The following is a 17154-nucleotide window of genomic DNA, read 5'->3' on the forward strand; positions in this document are numbered from 1 at the left end:
TGCGCCCAAGAGGGCGCACGGCGCTCTAGTAGCGTCGGATCAGACCGATCAGCTTGCCCTGCACACGAACACGGTCAGGACCGAATATCCGCGTCTCATAGGCAGGGTTTGCAGCTTCGAGCGCAATGGATGCACCTTTGCGGCGGAAACGTTTCAGCGTCGCTTCTTCGTCATCCACCAGTGCAACGATGATTTCGCCTGGATTGGCTGTGTCGCCGCGCTTGATGATGACAGTATCACCATCGAAAATTCCGGCTTCGATCATCGAGTCGCCCTTGACCTCAAGCGCGTAGTGTTCACCTGCACCAATCATTTCTGGCGGAAGGCTGAGCGAATGGGTCTGATTCTGGATCGCCGAGATTGGTACGCCAGCAGCGATACGACCCATCACAGGGATGGAAACCATGGTCGATACGTCGTCATTGGCTGTTGTCGGAGCAGGGCGCGCAGGCACGGGGGCAGGTGGCATCTTGCCCAGACTGCCTTCGATCACACTTGGCGCAAATTTCTTTTGCGAATTCAGTCCGGGAGCAATGGAATCTGGCAGACGGAGCACTTCCAGTGCACGCGCCCGATTTGGGAGTCTGCGAATGAAACCGCGTTCTTCCAGCGCTGTGATGAGCCGATGAATGCCCGATTTCGAGGCTAAATCGAGAGCCTCTTTCATCTCGTCGAAAGACGGAGGAATGCCCGTCTCTTTTAGACGTTCATGAATGAACAGCAGAAGCTCGTGCTGTTTACGGGTCAACATGCGCTACACCCTCCAGACCAGAATCAAATAAAAACAAAACCAGAACGAACACTATATGTTCCAGTCTTGTTCTGCAATGGTTTTAAAATGATTAACGGACTGGCGGAATTGGATAGGTTCGTTACAGCATCAATATCAAGCACGATTCACCGGTCGCTGCAGCTGGTGCATTTTCATCTCTGATTAGCAGCGCATTGGAGCGGACTAAGGCAGAAAGCATCGACGAATCCTGGAGAGGAAAAGGTGTTGCGATCAATGTTCCATCAGTGTCCTGTTCGACTGTTGCCCGAACAAAATCGCGCCGGTGATCATTAGAATTCATCGCCTGACCAAGCTTTGCGGGACGAATATCTGCGGTCAAATCCGTGCCGGATAGCTTGGCTACCAATGGACGTAGAAATACGAGGCCGCAAACGAGGCTAGAAACAGGGTTTCCCGGCAGGCCGATGACGTGCACTGTTTTGCCTGAAACTGTCTTGCGGCCATACATCAGCGGTTTGCCGGGTCGCATGGCAATTTTCCAGAAATCGAGATCAACACCGCTGTTTTTCAACGCGCCATGCACGTAATCACGATCACCTACTGATGCGCCACCGATAGTGACAAGGATATCGATGCCATCGTCGAGCACTTGGCTTATCGCTGATTCGATTTTGGCGGGGTCGTCAACGATGATGCCCATGTCTTCAGGCTTGCCACCTGCGCGACGCACGATCTCGGCTATTCCCACGCTATTGGAGGCCACAATTTGATCAGGTCCGGGAATTGTTCCGGGTGGGACGAGCTCGTCGCCTGTGGCGAGAATGGCAATTCGCGGCTGCTTGAAAACAGAAATCGTTGCATTGCCGCTCGCTGCAGCAAGAGATAGCGCCGGGGCGTCAAGTTCGCATCCAACTGGAAGAACAGTGTCGCCGGGTGCAAAGTCGAGGCCCGCACGCCGAATGTGGCGGCCTTTATCAAGCCCTTGTTGGATCGTCAGTTTGTCACCAGAACGCTCGGTGTCTTCTTGAATGACGATGCAGTCAGCGCCAACTGGCATAGGTGCGCCGGTGAAAATACGCACAGCTTCACCGGCGGCAAGCTTGCCTTCAAATCTTTTTCCAGCGGCCGATTCGCCGATCACTGTAAGTTCAATCGGATATTCAACATTCTGAGGCGCGATGAGCGCATAGCCATCCATGGCGGAACAATCAAATGGCGGCTGGAGCAGTTTCGCAGTGACCTGCTCGGTAACAACACGGCCTCCGGCTGAAGCAAGTGGTATCTGCTCAAAACCATGCGGCTCAGCCGCGCTTAGGATGCGGGCAAGTGCTTCATCGACCGGGAGAAGGGACATAGGGTTTCCTCTCGTCTGAATGTTCAGGCTTTCCAGTCGCCTGACTTGCCGCCGCTTTTTGCCGAAACACGGATGTCGGTGATCTCCATATGGCGATCAACTGCTTTGGCCATGTCGTAAATGGTCAGGCAGGTGACGGAAACGGCAGTCAAGGCTTCCATCTCTACACCAGTGCGGCCTTTAAGCTTTGCAGTAGCACGAATACGCAGACCAGGAAGTGTCAGATCAGGCTCGATATCAACCGATACTTTTGTCAACATCAGAGGGTGGCAAAGCGGAATAAGATCTGCCGTTTTCTTTGCGGCCATAATACCAGCGAACCGTGCGGCGCCGATAACGTCACCCTTGGCTGCATTGCCTTCCAGAATAAGCGCCAGCGTTTCCGGCTTCATCCTGACTGCGCCTTCTGCCGTGGCCTGACGTTCAGTCTCAAACTTGTCCCCAACATCGACCATATGGGCAGCGCCTGTCTGGTCGATATGGGTGAGCTTGGTCGCCATATCTCAGGCCTTGCCGGTCAGAAGTTCGCGGGTTGCGGTCGCAACATCATCTTTGCGCATCAGGCTTTCGCCGATGAGGAAGGTGCCGATATTCGATTTTTCGAGACGCAGGCAATCATCATGGGTGAAGATGCCGCTTTCGCCGACCAGCAGGCGATCGGAAGGAACCATCTTTGCGAGACGTTCGGAAACCGCGAGGTCGACTTCAAATGTGCGCAGGTTGCGATTGTTGACGCCGACGAGGCGCGAAGAGAGCTTGAGCGCGCGTTCTGTTTCCTCTTCGTCGTGCACTTCAATCAATGCATCCATGCCGAGTTCAAATGCGGTTTCTTCAAGCGCCTTGGCGAGATTGTCATCGACGCTTGCGAGAATGATCAGAATACAGTCTGCACCCCAGCTGCGCGCTTCATAGACCTGATAGGTATCGAAAAGGAAATCCTTGCGCAGAGCTGGCAGAGAGCAGGCATCGCGTGCAGCCGTCAGAAACTCTGGTGCCCCCTGAAAGGATGGCTTATCGGTCAGCACGGAAAGACAGGCAGCACCGCCTTCTTCATAGGCCTTGGCCAGTGCCGGTGGATTGAAATCCGGGCGAATAAGGCCCTTCGACGGGCTTGCCTTTTTAATCTCGGCGATAAGCGCAAACTTGTTTGCAGCGCGCTTTGCTTCAAGTGCCTTCAAGAAGCCGCGTGTCGCAGGCTGATCCTTAGCCTGCGCTTTTACTTCTTCAAGTGGAAGGCGAGCCTTGGCGACAGCGATCTCTTCGCGCTTATAAGCTTCGATTTTCCGCAGAATGTCGGTGGACATGGTTTGATCCTCTCCGTCAGAGCGGTTTGTCGTTGGAGACGGCGATAACTTTTTGCAGGACTGCAAGTGCTGAACCGCTGTCGATAGATTGCGCGGCAAGAGCAATGCCGTCCTTCAAGTCTTTTGCCTTACCTGAAATGACGAGTGCTGCCGCAGAATTCAGCAACACGATATCGCGATAGGCGTTTTGATCTCCTTCGAGAACGCCAAGCAGAGCTCTGGCGTTTACTTCGGCTTCGCCGCCCTTGAGTTCCAACATATCGACACGGCGCAAGCCCACATCTTCAGGCTCAATCTCGAATGTGCGAATCGTACCGTGTTCAAGCGCTGCGATTTTCGTGGTGCCTGCCGTAGTCATCTCATCTAGACCATCGCCATAGACAACCCATGCGGTTTCAGAACCAAGTTCTTTGAGGACCTGCGCCAAAGGCTCGACCCATTCTGCCGAAAATACGCCGACCAGCTGACGCTTGACGCTTGCCGGGTTTGATAGCGGTCCAAGCAGGTTGAAAATCGTGCGGGTGCCGAGTTCAACACGCGATGGACCTACATGCCGCATAGCGGAATGGTGAGTCGGTGCGAACATGAAGCCAAGACCAGCTTCATTGATGCTGCGGCCAATCGTATCTGCATCGGCTTCTATGTTGACCCCAAGGGCTGCGAGCGCATCGGCGGCACCCGAACGGGAGGAGAGGGCGCGATTGCCGTGTTTGGCAACGGGAATGCCTGCACCTGCGACGACGAAAGCCGAGCAGCTCGATACATTGTAGGAGCCGGACTGATCGCCGCCGGTGCCAACGATATCAACAGCGTTAATTGGTGCGGATACCGGCAACATGCGCGAACGCATGGACGCAACAGCCCCGGCAATCTCCGGCACTGTTTCACCACGAACGCGGAGAGCCATCAGGAAACCACCGATCTGCGATGGGGTGGCCTGTCCGGACATCATGATGTCAAAGGCTGCTTTGGAATCCTCAAACGACAATGGATTACCGGAGGCAGCCTTGGCGATATAGGGTTTTAAGTCAGCCATTATTTCATGTCCGCCGCTGATCAGAAGGCCAATGCGTTGTTGATGACGGTCTGGTTGATCCGCACCGGATATTGCTTCTGCAATTCGCCAACCAGCTGTTCGAGAACGTCATCGGTAAGCGTGGTCGACAGATAGGTCTGCTGCTGTTCAGGAATTGCTTCCGGACCCGCAGCAGTTGGTTCTGTGACTTCGATAACCTTGAACAGAATCTGTGCATCGTCAGATGCAGCTGCAGCCGTACCTGTGTGATCGTTTGGCCCACGGAAGACCTGTGCGGTCGCAGCAGAGCTGAAATCAGCATCGTTGGTGTTCCGAGTGATGCCGCGCTTGGTCTGCTTTTCAACACCCGCTTCTGCGGCAATCGCGTCAAGCGTTTCACCGCCGTCGAGGCGCTTCTTCAGATTTTCCATGCGCTGGTTCAGGCGCTTCACAGCCTCGTCACCCTTCCATGCTGCTACGACCTTGTCCTTGACTTCGTCAAGCGTGCGGTCGCGAGCAGGGGTGGTGCCATCGATTTGATACCAAAGGTAGCCGGTATTGCCCATTGTCAGAGCGTCGTTGTCAAAGCCTTGTTCAGCTTGGAATGCAGCAGCGAGAAGCGCTTCGGAGTTTGGTAGTTCAACAGCGTTGCCGGCAGGATCGTTGCCTTCGGCATCAACGGATTCGATAGTGACAGTCTTGAGGCTCAAACCCTTGGCAACTTCGACCATGCTTGCGCCGTCTGAACGCTGCTGTTCGTAGGAATCGTGAATGCCGTTGATGCTGCTGATTGCAATGTTGGTTGCAACGGTATCGCGAATTTCGCCTTCAACGTCCGATAGCGACTTGACGTTCGCTGCATTCACCTTGGTGACACGGAGGATAACCGGGCCGAATGCACCCTTGACCACGTCGCTTACACCGCCTTCGTTGAGTGCAAATGCTGCCTCAGCGATAGTCGCATCAGGAAGAGCAGACTTTTCAAAGGTTCCGAGAACCAGATCGGCTTCGCTCTTGCCTTGTTCTTTGCCGATATCAACAAAGCTCGTACCAGCTGTAATTTTCTGCTGCGCGGCTTGAGCTGCAGCTTCGTCTGCAAAGTTCAACTGTTCGATGGTGCGCGTTTCAGTGGTGCTGAAGCGGCTCTTATTCTTTTCATAATACTCGTTGATTTCGTCCTGCGTGACTGCAGCTGCATCGGCAATGTCCGAAGGCTCAAGCTTCACATAGGTGATCTTGCGATATTCTGGAGCCTTGTATTCATCCTTGTGCTCATCAAAGTAAGCCTTGAGAGCTTCATCAGATGGGGCAGGAACTGCATCGGCTTTTTCGGCAGGAATGGTGATGTAATCGGCGCTGCGGCTTTCACCCTGATAAAGAGCAAGCGCTTTCAACATAGTATTCGGCATTTTCAAGCCATCGGTAGCGGCTTCAACAACCTGCTGGCGACGAGCAACTTTTGCACGATTGTCGAGATAGTCCTGCGCACGAATGTTGGACTGACGCAAAACCGCATCAAACTGGGCACGGCTAAAATTGCCACTTGCATCCTGAAATGATGGATCTTCACCAGTTAGACGCGCGATACCATCTTTGGAAAGACCAAGCTGCATGTTGCGAGCCTGTTCATCCAGGACGACGCCAGCTGCGAGCTGTGCCAGAACCTGATTTTCAACGCCGAGCTGTTGAGCCTGTTCACGGGTCAGTCGCTGACGGAACTGCTGCGACAAACGCATCAGCTGTTGCTCATAGGCAAAGCGATAATCTGTTGCGCTCACTTCCGACTTGCCAGCGCTGAGCGCTGCACTGCCAGACGTGTCGCCCCGGAATGCATCTGCGATGCCCCAGACTGCAAAACTCAGAACGAGGAGGCCGAGAAGAAGCTTAGCAACCCAGGATCTGGCGGCATCACGCATACTGTCGAGCATTGGAAACCCTTTAAGAACAAAACATAGCCCGGCCATCGATAAAGATAAGCCGTGTGAGGGGATAACCTTAAGCTAGGCCCCGATGCAAGTTCTCATTGAGTATAGACCACCAAGAACGTTGCATTGCGTGACGAATACGCTTAGTCAGTGGCAAAATTTGGCGCCGCATACCTGTTTTAGCAGGTTGGCGCCGTTCAAGGCGAGGAGAATGATATGACTCCGGGAATCCGTCCGCTGGTTGCTGGCAACTGGAAAATGAATGGCACGGGAGAATCCCTAACGGAACTGCGCGCGATTGCTGCGGGCCTGAGTTCCGATCTGGGTCGTAAGCTTGACGCTGTCATCTGCGTTCCTGCTACATTGCTCTCACGAGCGGCTGAAACGCTTGAAGGTGAAACCGTTGCATTGGGTGGACAGGATTGTCATCCAAAGGTGTCGGGCGCGCATACCGGCGATGTTTCAGCGCAGATGCTTAAAGAAGCTGGTGCAAGCCATGTCATTCTTGGCCACTCCGAGCGCCGCACAGATCACCGCGAAGCCAATGATCTTGTTCGCAGCAAAACCGAAGCTGCATGGGCAGCTGGTCTTATAGCGATTGTCTGTGTTGGCGAAACGGCTGACGAGCGCAAGGCAGACCGCACGCTTGACGTGATCGGCGATCAGCTTGCCGCTTCACTTCCAGAAGGTGTGAAAGCCGAAAAGACTATTGTTGCCTATGAACCAGTTTGGGCAATTGGCACAGGCTTGACGCCAACTGTGCAAGACGTTCGCGCCGCTCACGCTTTTATACGTGAGAAGCTGACCGAGCGCTTCGGTGCCAGTGGTGCGCACTTGCGTCTTCTGTATGGCGGTTCGGTTAAACCGGCCAACGCCATTGAATTGCTGAGCGTGCCCGATGTTGATGGCGCATTGGTGGGCGGAGCCAGCTTGAAAGCAACGGACTTCCTCGCCATATGCGAAACCTATCGCAATCTGTGAGAAGTATCTGCGTCCTCAGTTTATCTGGGGCCAATCTATCTGGGGCAGAGGGCTTGGATTATCACACAATAGCGTGTAAAGAGCCGCTCTATCTATTTGTATCATCGCTATCCGGGGCGGAAATCTTGTGGTTTTTCCCGGTTACGCATTAGTCCAGAGATATAAAGACCGTAACCTATGCAGACCATAGTCATCGTCATTCATTTGTTGATCGTTCTGGCGCTTGTTGGCGTTGTGCTCATCCAGCGTTCCGAAGGCGGTGGCCTTGGTATCGGCGGTGGTTCGGGCTTTATGACGGCACGCGGCGCAGCTAATGCGCTGACCCGTACGACAGCTATTCTCGCGATTGGCTTTTTTGCCACTTCGCTTGTTCTCGGTATCATGGCCCGTTACGGCGAAAAGCCTACGGACATTCTGAACCGTATTCCGGCTGCTGGCAGCACACAGAATCCTCCAGCCGGTGGAACTGGTACTGGCGGCGGCATTCTCAATCAGCTTGGTGGCGAGTCTTCGCGTACCAATGAGACGGAAACGCCTGCTTCTGGCTCGGCTCCAACGACTGCACCAACGCAGCCTGACAGCACGCAGCCGCAGGCTCCACAGGTTCCAAGCTCCCAGTAACGAGCTTTATAATCTCAGAAATTTGAAAACCGACTCGAAAGGGCCGGTTTTCTTTTTGTTAAACTTGAGTTCGCAAAGTGTTGCACGCTGGCAATAGCCCCACTCGAATCGTGCGGGATAGCCATTGTGGATAATTGAGTAGTGCGACTGTTTACAGTATGGAGAGCGAAAGCCTGAACGCGATACTGCGACAGGTGTTTTCCGCATTGCTTGGGTTTTCGGGAAAAGATCATGTCTTCACGTTTTATTTTGATGGCTGGCATTGCAAGCCTTTGCATTGGACTTACGGGCCCAAGTTTTGCTGCAGGTGTGGCCGGTGCTGAAGCCGAGCTTACCGCTGCGGCAACAGGTGTTCAGCAGGTCGCTGTGGCTAGCGACACCAAGGAAAAGCCTGCCAAGAAGAAAAAGAAGAGCGCTTCGAACGCAGGTGCTGCGAAGAAGGTCGGCCTTAACCGCTACAACATCGACCCGCGTTATCAGGCGCAGTCCGTTACCTTCACTGGCTACGAAGCAGGTACGATCGTAATCGATCCGTCGAAGTATTTCCTTTATCTCGTTGAAAGCTCGACCACTGCTCGCCGTTACGGCATTGCTGTTGGCAAAGTCGGTCTTGAATTCAAGGGAACCGCGACCGTCAGCGCGAAGCGCGAATGGCCGCGCTGGATTCCTACCAAGGAAATGATCGAACGCAATCCTGCGCAGTATGGCCGTTACAAGAACGGCATGGATGGTGGTCCGGGCAATCCGCTTGGTTCACGTGCCATGTATCTGTTCCAGGGCAACAAGGATACGTATATCCGTATTCACGGCACCACTCAGCCATGGACAATCGGTAGCCCGGCTTCGAACGGTTGCTTCCGTATGACCAATGACGACATTCTTGATCTCTATGATCGCGTCGGCATGGGCGCAAAAGTCGTCGTTCTCTGATCTTGCTTAAAAATACCCGAAAGGCCGGGATTCTTCCCGGCTTTTTTTGTGCGCGTATAAAACTGAAGTGTCAAATTTCACGCACACGTATTTCGTTATTTACGTCTGACCTTTCGCTTTATGCGCGTAATCAGATGTGAAGATGCTGGAAAAAACGCCAACCGCACATTTTTTTAGTGGCGGAATCAATCAGAAGGGTCTAACGACATAAGCCCATGGCGCGATATGTATTCATCACAGGCGGCGTGGTTTCTTCCCTTGGAAAAGGCATTGCCGCAGCAGCTCTAGCTGCACTCCTTCAGGCACGTGGTTACCGCGTGCGTATCCGTAAACTCGACCCTTATCTCAATGTCGACCCTGGCACGATGTCGCCTTACCAGCATGGTGAGGTGTTCGTCACTGACGATGGTGCTGAAACAGACCTTGATCTGGGCCATTACGAGCGGTTCACCGGTCGTCCTGCAAATCAGCGGGACAATATCACCACCGGTCGCATTTACCGTAATATCATCGAAAAAGAACGCCGTGGCGATTATCTCGGCGCGACAGTTCAGGTCATTCCACACGTCACTGATGAAATCAAAAACTTCATCCTTGAAGGCAATGACGATTATGACTTCGTCCTGTGCGAAATCGGCGGTACGGTTGGCGATATCGAAGCCATGCCGTTCCTTGAAGCCATTCGTCAGCTCGGTAATGAACTGCCACGCAACAGCGCGGTCTATATCCATCTCACACTGATGCCGTACATTCCTGCTGCGGGCGAACTCAAGACCAAGCCAACGCAGCATTCGGTCAAGGAACTGCGTTCGATTGGTATTGCGCCGGATATTCTTCTGGTGCGTGCGGATCGTGAGATTCCAGCTTCCGAACGTCGCAAGCTGTCGCTGTTCTGTAATGTGCGTGAAAGCGCAGTCATTCAGGCGCTTGATGTTTCGTCCATTTATGATGTGCCGATTGCGTATCATAAAGAAGGTCTCGATAACGAAGTTCTCGCAGCTTTCGGTATCGAGCCTGCTCCGAAGCCTCGTATGGAGCGCTGGGAAGAAATTTCCCATCTCATCCATAATCCTGAAGGCGAAGTGACCATTGCCGTTGTAGGCAAATATACTGAGCTCAAGGATGCTTATAAGTCGCTGATCGAAGCGCTTCAGCATGGTGGCATTGCCAACAAGGTCAAGGTCAATCTCGACTGGATCGAAGCTGAAGTCTTTGAAAGCGAAGACCCGGCTCCGCATCTGGAAAAGGTACACGGCATTCTGGTGCCCGGTGGCTTTGGTGAACGCGGTGCGGAAGGCAAGATTCTTGCCGCAAAGTTCGCTCGTGAACGCAAGGTGCCTTATTTCGGTATCTGTTTCGGTATGCAGATGGCATGTCTCGAAGCCGCGCGTAACCTTGCCGGTATCGAAAATGCTTCATCGACCGAGTTCGGTCCGACCAAGGAACCTGTTGTCGGTCTGATGACTGAGTGGCTCAAGGGCAATATGCTCGAAAAGCGCACGAAGTCAGGTGATCTGGGTGGCACCATGCGTCTGGGAGCATACGAATCCACGCTTAAGGCTGGAACGCGTATTGCTGAGATTTACGGTTCAACCGATATTTCCGAACGTCATCGTCACCGCTATGAGGTGAATGTTGACTATAAGGATCGTCTGGAAGAATGCGGTTTGGTGTTCTCTGGCATGTCACCTGATGGCGTTCTGCCAGAGACGGTCGAATATGCCGATCATCCATGGTTCATCGGCGTTCAGTACCATCCGGAACTGAAATCTCGTCCGTTCGAGCCGCATCCGCTGTTCGCTTCCTTCATCGCTGCTGCGATGGATCAGGGTAGACTGGTTTGATGCATGAATAACCTTCTTGCGCGCAATGCTCGTTCAGTTGACCATCTCGTTTTGCCGGTGGCTCAGCTTAAGGAGGCGCGCAAGAGGCTTTCTCTCTTAGGATTTACAGTGGCGCCGGCTGCGCAACATCCATTCGGTACTGCCAATGTCTGCAGTTTCTTTGCAGACGATACCTATGTCGAAATGTTGGCTGTGGACCGCGCACCGCTTTATGAAGCCGCTGCGCAGCGCAACAACAGCTTTATCCAGCGTGATTTGTCTTACCGCTTTCGCAACGGCGATGACGGCTTTTCCGGGATAGCTTTCAAGACCGATGATTCGCGTGGTGATCATGCGGAATTCAAGCGCCGCGGCATTTCCGGCGGTCGCATGGTCGAGTTTTCACGCAGCTTCATCTCATCGGAAGGGAAACGTGAGAAGGGCAGCTTCCGGCTGGCTTTTGCAGCGGATTTGCGCGCGCCGGATGCATTCTTCTTCACCTGTCAGCGTTTGGCATATCCCAAGACTGACCGTTCGCACCTGATCACGCATGAAAATGGCGTAACAGGCTTACGCGAGATATTGCTGTGTGAAGAACAGCCGCAAGACTTCTCCGATCTCTTGCAGGGCGTATTTCATGCCGCTGCTCGGAGACGTGAAGATAGTTCCCTGGCAATCACGGCTAAAAATTCCAATATAGAGGCCATGACGCCGACACAGTTTAATCGCTGTTTTGGTTGGTCGCCGGAACTGCATGGCCGTGGCTTACGTCTATCAGGACTGGTTTTCTCGGTTGCTTCGCTTTATGCGGTTGAGCAACTCCTCACTCGTAACGGAATCGCTTTTACAAAGAGCGATGGTCGTGTTCTCGTCTATCCTGCCGCAGGTCAGGGGACATTGTTTGTATTTGAAGGTTCACAATCATGACGACCGCTAATTCTGCCGTGAAAATCGGCAATGTTACGTTCTCCAATAGTGCGCCGCTGGCTCTGATCGCTGGGCCTTGCCAGATGGAAAGCCGTGAACACGCGTTCGACATGGCTGGCCGACTGGTTGAGATCACCAATAAGCTTGGTATGGGGCTTGTTTATAAGTCGAGCTTTGACAAGGCGAACCGCACTTCGCTCAGCGCGCAGCGCGGTATTGGCCTTGAAAAGGCACTCGAAGTTTTTGCTGACCTTAAGAAGGAATTCGGCTTCCCCGTCCTGACTGACATTCATACCGAAGAACAGTGTGCGACCGTCGCTGGGGTCGTCGATGTTCTGCAGATCCCAGCATTTCTTTGCCGTCAGACTGACCTTCTGGTTGCGGCTGCAAAGACGGGCCGTGCGGTCAATGTTAAGAAGGGCCAGTTTCTGGCGCCTTGGGACATGAAGAACGTGCTTGCCAAGATCACCGAGAATGGCAATCCGAATGTTCTGGCAACAGAACGTGGTGCATCTTTCGGTTACAACACACTTGTTTCCGACATGCGCTCGCTGCCGATCATGGCTGGCTTTGGTTCGCCTGTGATTTTTGACGCGACCCATTCGGTGCAGCAACCCGGCGGGCAGGGTGGATCTTCAGGCGGTCAACGTGAATTTGTCCAGACACTTGCAAGTGCAGCCGTGGCTGTTGGTGTTGCCGGTGTTTTCATTGAAACGCATCAGGACCCGGACAATGCACCGTCTGACGGGCCAAACATGGTGCCAATCGATAAAATGGCCGCACTTCTCGAAAAGCTGATGGCCTTCGACCGGATTGCTAAATCGATTTAAAATTTCATCAGGAATTCACAGGCGGGGGATTTTCCTCTGCCTCTTATTTCTATAATGAAGATGTGAAATCGGATTTCTTCAATGTGTCTCGACAAAGAGCGAGGCAATCTACTGGGAAGGACCTGCTCCTATGACTGCAATCATCGACATCGTTGGCCGCGAGATTCTCGATAGCCGCGGAAACCCGACCGTCGAAGTTGACGTAGTGCTTGAAGACGGCTCTTTTGGCCGCGCTGCTGTGCCATCGGGCGCATCGACTGGCGCACACGAAGCTGTCGAACTGCGCGACGGCGGCAGCCGTTATCTCGGTAAGGGCGTTGAAAAGGCTGTTGAAGCGGTCAATGGCAAAATCTTCGACGCAATCGCCGGTATCGATGCTGAAAGCCAGCTGCTGATCGATCAGACACTGATTGATCTCGATGGTACGCCAAACAAGGGCAATCTCGGCGCTAATGCAATTCTCGGCGTTTCGCTTGCTGTCGCCAAGGCTGCCGCACAGGCAACCGGCCTTCCACTCTACCGCTATGTTGGCGGCGTCAACGCCCATGTTCTGCCAGTTCCAATGATGAACATCATCAATGGTGGCGCGCATGCTGACAATCCAATCGACTTCCAGGAATTCATGATCCTGCCAGTTGGCGCTTCGTCGATCCGCGAAGCTGTCCGTTATGGTTCGGAAGTGTTCCACACGCTCAAAAAGCGCCTGAAGGATGCCGGTCACAACACCAATGTTGGTGACGAAGGCGGCTTTGCTCCAAACCTCAAGAGCGCACAGGCTGCTCTCGATTTCGTACTGGAATCGATTGAACAGGCTGGATTCAAGCCAGGTGAAGACATTGCAATTGGTCTCGATTGCGCTGCGACTGAATTCTTCAAGGACGGTAACTACGTCTACGAAGGTGAGCGCAAGACCCGTGATCCAAAGGCTCAGGCCAAGTATCTTGCCAAGCTTGCTGCTGATTACCCAATCGTTTCGATTGAAGACGGTATGGCAGAAGACGATTGGGAAGGCTGGAAATACCTGACCGATCTGATCGGCGATAAGTGTCAGCTCGTTGGCGACGATCTTTTCGTCACCAACTCGGCTCGTCTGCGCGATGGTATCAAGATGGGTGTTGCCAACTCAATCCTCGTCAAGGTCAACCAGATCGGTTCGCTCAGCGAAACGCTGGATGCTGTCGAAACCGCTCACAAGGCCGGTTACACCGCTGTCATGTCCCATCGTTCGGGCGAAACGGAAGATTCGACCATTGCCGATCTCGCCGTTGCAACCAACTGCGGTCAGATCAAGACTGGTTCGCTGGCTCGTTCTGACCGTACGGCGAAGTACAACCAGCTCATCCGTATCGAAGAAGAACTTGGCAAGCAGGCTCGCTATGCAGGCCGCAGCGCGCTGAAGTTCATCTAAGCTTTAGTATTTTATAAGTTGAAAAGGCGGGCTTTGGCCCGCCTTTTTCTTTGCGACTTTGTGTCGACATATTTGGTTGGTTTTTAAAGGAGCGCGCTGGGCGCAATTGGGGAGCAGAGTTATGTCGAGCGATACGCTGGGTTTTTATGCGAATAATGCAGCCGCCTATGCAGCCCGTTCCAGCGTTAATCCAAGACTGGAGAGTTTTCTCATACTCGTGCGGCCTACAGGTCTTGTTCTTGAGCTTGGCACAGGGAGCGGCCAGGATGCTAAAGCTATGCTCGAACAAGGCTTTGACGTCGATCCGACCGATGGTTCAGGAGAACTCGCTGCAGAAGCTGCATTGCTTTTGAAGCGCCCCGTTAAACAGATGCTGTTCCATGAACTTGAGGCGGTCGAGCGTTATGACGCCATCTATGCATCTGCTTCGCTTCTCCATGCAAATCGTGCAGACCTACCCGATATTGTGCGGCGTATGCACCGTGCACTAAAGCCCGGCGGTTGGTTATGGGCGAGTTTTAAGGATGGCCCAGGAGAAGGTTATGACGCACTTGGGCGATACTATAACTATATGAGCGCCGATGAGATCGTCAGCTTTTGGAACAGCAATGCATCGTGGAATGCAGTTTCTTCAGAAAGCTGGGAGGGAAGTGGTTATGATCTCGCTCCTACCTTATGGCATTCGGTAACAGCGCAGCGGTGACTGCCCAACGATTCTTTTTTCGACCATTTCCTTTTACGCGAGCCCTTCATCCAACCTACACGTTGAGGCTCAGAGCCTCTTCTTTTTACGCTGAGCAGGTAGTCATGCCTTATTTGACAAATCAATTTACATTGATATCAATGTAAATGCTGTTGCCAGTTAAGTTTAGTGACCTATTTCAGAGGAAAGTGAACCGAGGGCAAACGCAGTCAATGAAACGGGCGGAAAAAATGGGAGAGAGAAATGGCTTATATCGAAGGATTTGTTGTCGCTGTTCCTAAGGCGAACAAGGACACATATCAGAAACATGCCGCCAAAGCGTCGGCGCTGTTTAAGGAATTTGGCGTGACGCGGATGGTCGAAGCCTGGGGTGACGATGTACCCGATGGCAAAGTCACCGATTTTCGCCGTGCAGTGCAGGCGACAGCCGATGAGGATGTGGTCTTCTCGTGGTTTGAATATCCAGACAAAGCCACAAGAGATGCCGCGAACGAGAAGATGATGAGCGACCCGCGCATGAAGGAAATGGGCGATACGATGCCTTTTGACGGCAAACGCATGATCATGGGTGGCTTCTCGACCATTCTCGATGTGTGATTTCCACAATTATTAATGATCAAATGGCGGCTATAGTGGATTGAATTTGACGTTTGAATTCGGATGACATCGTTGCTGTTTCAAACGTCAAATTCGAAAAATCCACTGGATTCATAAAGTTGCAAGTGGTCTTTTGATTCCGACATTTTTTTGATGCCTGTCACTGAGGGATGCAAATGTCGGAAACAGGTCACTATCTGCCATTTGTGATTCTGTGTGCCCAATCGCTGAAATAAAGCCTCTTTTCAAAGAAATATGCTCGATAAGCTTGCGTCATAGGGCTGCGGTAAATCTCTGTTAAGCAAAATAATGCTTCATGGTGGAAATCGGATTGACGGCTTTTTGACGAGAATCAAAGCCGTTTTGAGTATCCGGGAAGGAAGCCGAAATGTGGACCAAGCAGAAACGTAAATCTATCCGCGGGCGCTTTGTGCTCCCTATTTTGACGGCTGCGTTTCTTAGCTATTTCGGTTTTCACGCCTATCATGGCGAGTTTGGTCTTTATTCCCGTATTCAGCTTGAAGAACAGAAAAGCCTGCTTAGCCAGCAGCTTGAGAAAGTGACTGCCGACAGGGCCGCACTTGAGAAGCGCGTCACGCTTTTGCGCGATGGGTCGATCGAAAAGGATATGCTTGACGAGCAAGCGCGCAGGGCGCTTAATCTCTCCCATCCCGACGAAATGACGATAATCATTTCAAAGGAAGACAAGTCGAATTAACTCAAATCCAGTTAATTGTCTTTTTGTGATATGTTTTTAAAGGCTTGGCGGCATAGCAGCTATGCTCTGGGTGCATATTGTATCTTGTAAATTGCCCGTATAACGTCACAATAGAACAACAATCTTAGAGCGCCGTTTGCCCTACGGGTGCGTAAGGGTCGCTCTGGTAATTTGAATCGACGCATCATGTCTTCCGAAAATCGATCCCGATTTTCGGGGGGATGCTTAAGGGAGCGAGATATGGCACCGAGGGCTAAAAGGGCGCCTGCCGGCAAAATGCAGGCGTCTTCTGTTACAACCCCCAAGGCACCTGCGCCTGCAAACTTCGACAAGAAGCAGGAACTGGCCGCTTATCGTGAGATGTTGTTGATCCGCCGTTTCGAAGAAAAGGCCGGTCAGCTTTACGGTATGGGCTTCATCGGCGGTTTCTGCCATCTTTACATCGGTCAGGAAGCCGTTGTTGTTGGCATGCAGACAGCGCTGAAGGAAGGCGATCAAATTATCACTTCCTACCGTGACCATGGTCACATGCTTGCTACCGGCATGGAAGCACGTGGTGTCATGGCCGAGTTGACCGGACGCCGTGGAGGTTACTCCAAGGGCAAGGGCGGCTCCATGCACATGTTCTCGAAAGAGAAAGGCTTTTACGGCGGCCATGGTATCGTTGGCGCTCAGGTTCCGCTTGGAACTGGTCTTGCCTTCGCGAACAAGTATCGCGGCAATGACAATGTTTCCGTGACCTATTTCGGTGACGGCGCTGCCAATCAGGGTCAGGTCTATGAAAGCTTCAACATGGCTTCGCTGTGGAAGCTCCCTGTGATCTATGTGATTGAAAACAACCGTTATGCGATGGGTACGTCAGTTTCGCGTTCTTCTGCTGAAACAGACTTCTCCAAGCGCGGTGTTTCGTTCAACGTTCCGGGCATCAAGGTTGACGGCATGGACGTTCGCGCCGTTGCCGCTGCTGCCGAGTTCGCTGTTGATTGGGCACGTTCCGGCAAGGGTCCATTGATCCTTGAAATGGAAACCTATCGTTATCGCGGTCACTCGATGTCCGATCCTGCGAAATATCGCTCGAAGGACGAAGTGCAGAAGATGCGTTCCGAACACGATCCTATCGAACAGGTAAAACAGCGCCTGATCGAAAAGGGCTGGGCCACTGAAGAAGAGCTGAAGGAAATCGACAAGGAAGTTCGCGACATCGTCGCTGATTCCGCCGATTTCGCTCAAAACGATCCAGAGCCGGATGCTTCCGAGCTCTACACGGATATTCTGCTCTAATTCG

At 52.7% G+C, this 17154-nt stretch carries 17 protein-coding genes; 11 read left to right on the top strand and 6 right to left on the bottom strand.

Translation table 11 applies throughout. The annotated features are described in order from the left end of the window. Positions 1–25 precede the first annotated feature (25 nt). The 6 genes from lexA to QBD00_RS03180 form a co-directional block, all read right to left on the bottom strand. On the bottom strand, positions 26–751 hold the full coding sequence (gene lexA / locus QBD00_RS03155) for a transcriptional repressor LexA (protein ID WP_151093652.1): 726 nt from the start codon (positions 749–751) through the stop codon (positions 26–28). Positions 752–872: 121 nt separating this feature from the next. Then, positions 873–2087 (bottom strand): gephyrin-like molybdotransferase Glp, encoded by a 1215-nt coding sequence (gene glp, locus QBD00_RS03160; RefSeq protein WP_318578620.1) that lies wholly within the window; start codon positions 2085–2087, stop codon positions 873–875. 23 nt (positions 2088–2110) lie between these two features. Then, on the bottom strand, positions 2111–2587 hold the full coding sequence (moaC, locus tag QBD00_RS03165) for a cyclic pyranopterin monophosphate synthase MoaC (protein ID WP_318578621.1): 477 nt from the start codon (positions 2585–2587) through the stop codon (positions 2111–2113). Between the two features lie 3 nt (positions 2588–2590). Beyond that, complete coding sequence (trpC, locus tag QBD00_RS03170; protein WP_151093656.1) at positions 2591–3391, bottom strand: indole-3-glycerol phosphate synthase TrpC; 801 nt, start codon at positions 3389–3391, stop codon at positions 2591–2593. 16 nt (positions 3392–3407) lie between these two features. Continuing rightward, a complete protein-coding gene (gene trpD / locus QBD00_RS03175; protein ID WP_318578622.1) occupies positions 3408–4427 on the bottom strand; it encodes an anthranilate phosphoribosyltransferase in 1020 nt (339 codons plus the stop codon). A gap of 20 nt (positions 4428–4447) precedes the next feature. Continuing rightward, positions 4448–6334 carry a peptidyl-prolyl cis-trans isomerase gene (locus tag QBD00_RS03180; protein WP_318578623.1) on the bottom strand — a complete coding sequence of 629 codons (1887 nt, stop codon included), beginning with the start codon at positions 6332–6334 and terminating at the stop codon, positions 4448–4450. A 213-nt stretch (positions 6335–6547) separates the two neighbouring features. Here QBD00_RS03180 and tpiA point away from each other — a divergent pair, with 213 nt between their 5' ends. The 11 genes from tpiA (at position 6548) to pdhA (ending at position 17150) form a co-directional block, all read left to right on the top strand. Continuing rightward, positions 6548–7312, top strand: coding sequence for a triose-phosphate isomerase (gene tpiA / locus QBD00_RS03185; RefSeq protein WP_318578624.1), 765 nt, complete (start codon positions 6548–6550; stop codon positions 7310–7312). Positions 7313–7489: 177 nt separating this feature from the next. Beyond that, entirely contained in the window at positions 7490–7933 is a 444-nt protein-coding gene (gene secG, locus QBD00_RS03190) for a preprotein translocase subunit SecG (RefSeq protein ID WP_095446742.1), read from the top strand. A 231-nt stretch (positions 7934–8164) separates the two neighbouring features. Further along, the gene (locus QBD00_RS03195; RefSeq protein ID WP_318578625.1) at positions 8165–8863 is read left to right on the top strand and encodes a L,D-transpeptidase; all 699 of its coding nucleotides are present in this window, start codon (positions 8165–8167) and stop codon (positions 8861–8863) included. A 215-nt stretch (positions 8864–9078) separates the two neighbouring features. Further along, positions 9079–10707, top strand: coding sequence for a CTP synthase (locus QBD00_RS03200; protein ID WP_095446740.1), 1629 nt, complete (start codon positions 9079–9081; stop codon positions 10705–10707). A gap of 3 nt (positions 10708–10710) precedes the next feature. Further along, complete coding sequence (locus QBD00_RS03205; protein ID WP_318578626.1) at positions 10711–11613, top strand: VOC family protein; 903 nt, start codon at positions 10711–10713, stop codon at positions 11611–11613. Beyond that, a complete protein-coding gene (kdsA, locus tag QBD00_RS03210; RefSeq protein WP_318578627.1) occupies positions 11610–12443 on the top strand; it encodes a 3-deoxy-8-phosphooctulonate synthase in 834 nt (277 codons plus the stop codon). The genes QBD00_RS03205 and kdsA overlap by 4 nt, the downstream gene beginning before the upstream one ends. A gap of 130 nt (positions 12444–12573) precedes the next feature. Continuing rightward, the gene (gene eno, locus QBD00_RS03215; protein WP_095446737.1) at positions 12574–13851 is read left to right on the top strand and encodes a phosphopyruvate hydratase; all 1278 of its coding nucleotides are present in this window, start codon (positions 12574–12576) and stop codon (positions 13849–13851) included. 121 nt (positions 13852–13972) lie between these two features. Continuing rightward, positions 13973–14554 (top strand): class I SAM-dependent methyltransferase, encoded by a 582-nt coding sequence (locus QBD00_RS03220; protein WP_318578628.1) that lies wholly within the window; start codon positions 13973–13975, stop codon positions 14552–14554. Positions 14555–14797: 243 nt separating this feature from the next. Further along, positions 14798–15151 carry a DUF1428 domain-containing protein gene (locus tag QBD00_RS03225; RefSeq protein WP_095446735.1) on the top strand — a complete coding sequence of 118 codons (354 nt, stop codon included), beginning with the start codon at positions 14798–14800 and terminating at the stop codon, positions 15149–15151. 388 nt (positions 15152–15539) lie between these two features. Next, entirely contained in the window at positions 15540–15869 is a 330-nt protein-coding gene (locus tag QBD00_RS03230; RefSeq protein ID WP_095446734.1) for an FtsB family cell division protein, read from the top strand. A 240-nt stretch (positions 15870–16109) separates the two neighbouring features. Continuing rightward, positions 16110–17150: a pyruvate dehydrogenase (acetyl-transferring) E1 component subunit alpha gene (gene pdhA / locus QBD00_RS03235; RefSeq protein ID WP_095446733.1), complete on the top strand. Its 1041-nt coding sequence runs from the start codon at positions 16110–16112 to the stop codon at positions 17148–17150. The last annotated feature ends 4 nt before the right edge of the window (positions 17151–17154 follow it).

The sequence above is a fragment of the Ochrobactrum sp. AN78 genome, from assembly GCF_029909885.1.
Taxonomy (GTDB): Bacteria; Pseudomonadota; Alphaproteobacteria; order Rhizobiales; family Rhizobiaceae; genus Brucella; species Brucella quorumnocens.

Excerpts from the sequence above, each read along its gene's own strand:
- lexA (WP_151093652.1), bottom strand. The coding sequence starts at position 751 with ATGTTGACCCGTAAACAGCACGAGCTTCTGCTGTTCATTCATGAACGT.
- glp (WP_318578620.1), bottom strand. The coding sequence starts at position 2,087 with ATGTCCCTTCTCCCGGTCGATGAAGCACTTGCCCGCATCCTAAGCGCG.
- moaC (WP_318578621.1), bottom strand. The coding sequence starts at position 2,587 with ATGGCGACCAAGCTCACCCATATCGACCAGACAGGCGCTGCCCATATG.
- trpC (WP_151093656.1), bottom strand. The coding sequence starts at position 3,391 with ATGTCCACCGACATTCTGCGGAAAATCGAAGCTTATAAGCGCGAAGAG.
- trpD (WP_318578622.1), bottom strand. The coding sequence starts at position 4,427 with ATGGCTGACTTAAAACCCTATATCGCCAAGGCTGCCTCCGGTAATCCA.
- QBD00_RS03180 (WP_318578623.1), bottom strand. The coding sequence starts at position 6,334 with ATGCTCGACAGTATGCGTGATGCCGCCAGATCCTGGGTTGCTAAGCTT.
- tpiA (WP_318578624.1), top strand. The coding sequence starts at position 6,548 with ATGACTCCGGGAATCCGTCCGCTGGTTGCTGGCAACTGGAAAATGAAT.
- secG (WP_095446742.1), top strand. The coding sequence starts at position 7,490 with ATGCAGACCATAGTCATCGTCATTCATTTGTTGATCGTTCTGGCGCTT.
- QBD00_RS03195 (WP_318578625.1), top strand. The coding sequence starts at position 8,165 with ATGTCTTCACGTTTTATTTTGATGGCTGGCATTGCAAGCCTTTGCATT.
- QBD00_RS03200 (WP_095446740.1), top strand. The coding sequence starts at position 9,079 with ATGGCGCGATATGTATTCATCACAGGCGGCGTGGTTTCTTCCCTTGGA.
- QBD00_RS03205 (WP_318578626.1), top strand. The coding sequence starts at position 10,711 with ATGAATAACCTTCTTGCGCGCAATGCTCGTTCAGTTGACCATCTCGTT.
- kdsA (WP_318578627.1), top strand. The coding sequence starts at position 11,610 with ATGACGACCGCTAATTCTGCCGTGAAAATCGGCAATGTTACGTTCTCC.
- eno (WP_095446737.1), top strand. The coding sequence starts at position 12,574 with ATGACTGCAATCATCGACATCGTTGGCCGCGAGATTCTCGATAGCCGC.
- QBD00_RS03220 (WP_318578628.1), top strand. The coding sequence starts at position 13,973 with ATGTCGAGCGATACGCTGGGTTTTTATGCGAATAATGCAGCCGCCTAT.
- QBD00_RS03225 (WP_095446735.1), top strand. The coding sequence starts at position 14,798 with ATGGCTTATATCGAAGGATTTGTTGTCGCTGTTCCTAAGGCGAACAAG.
- QBD00_RS03230 (WP_095446734.1), top strand. The coding sequence starts at position 15,540 with ATGTGGACCAAGCAGAAACGTAAATCTATCCGCGGGCGCTTTGTGCTC.
- pdhA (WP_095446733.1), top strand. The coding sequence starts at position 16,110 with ATGGCACCGAGGGCTAAAAGGGCGCCTGCCGGCAAAATGCAGGCGTCT.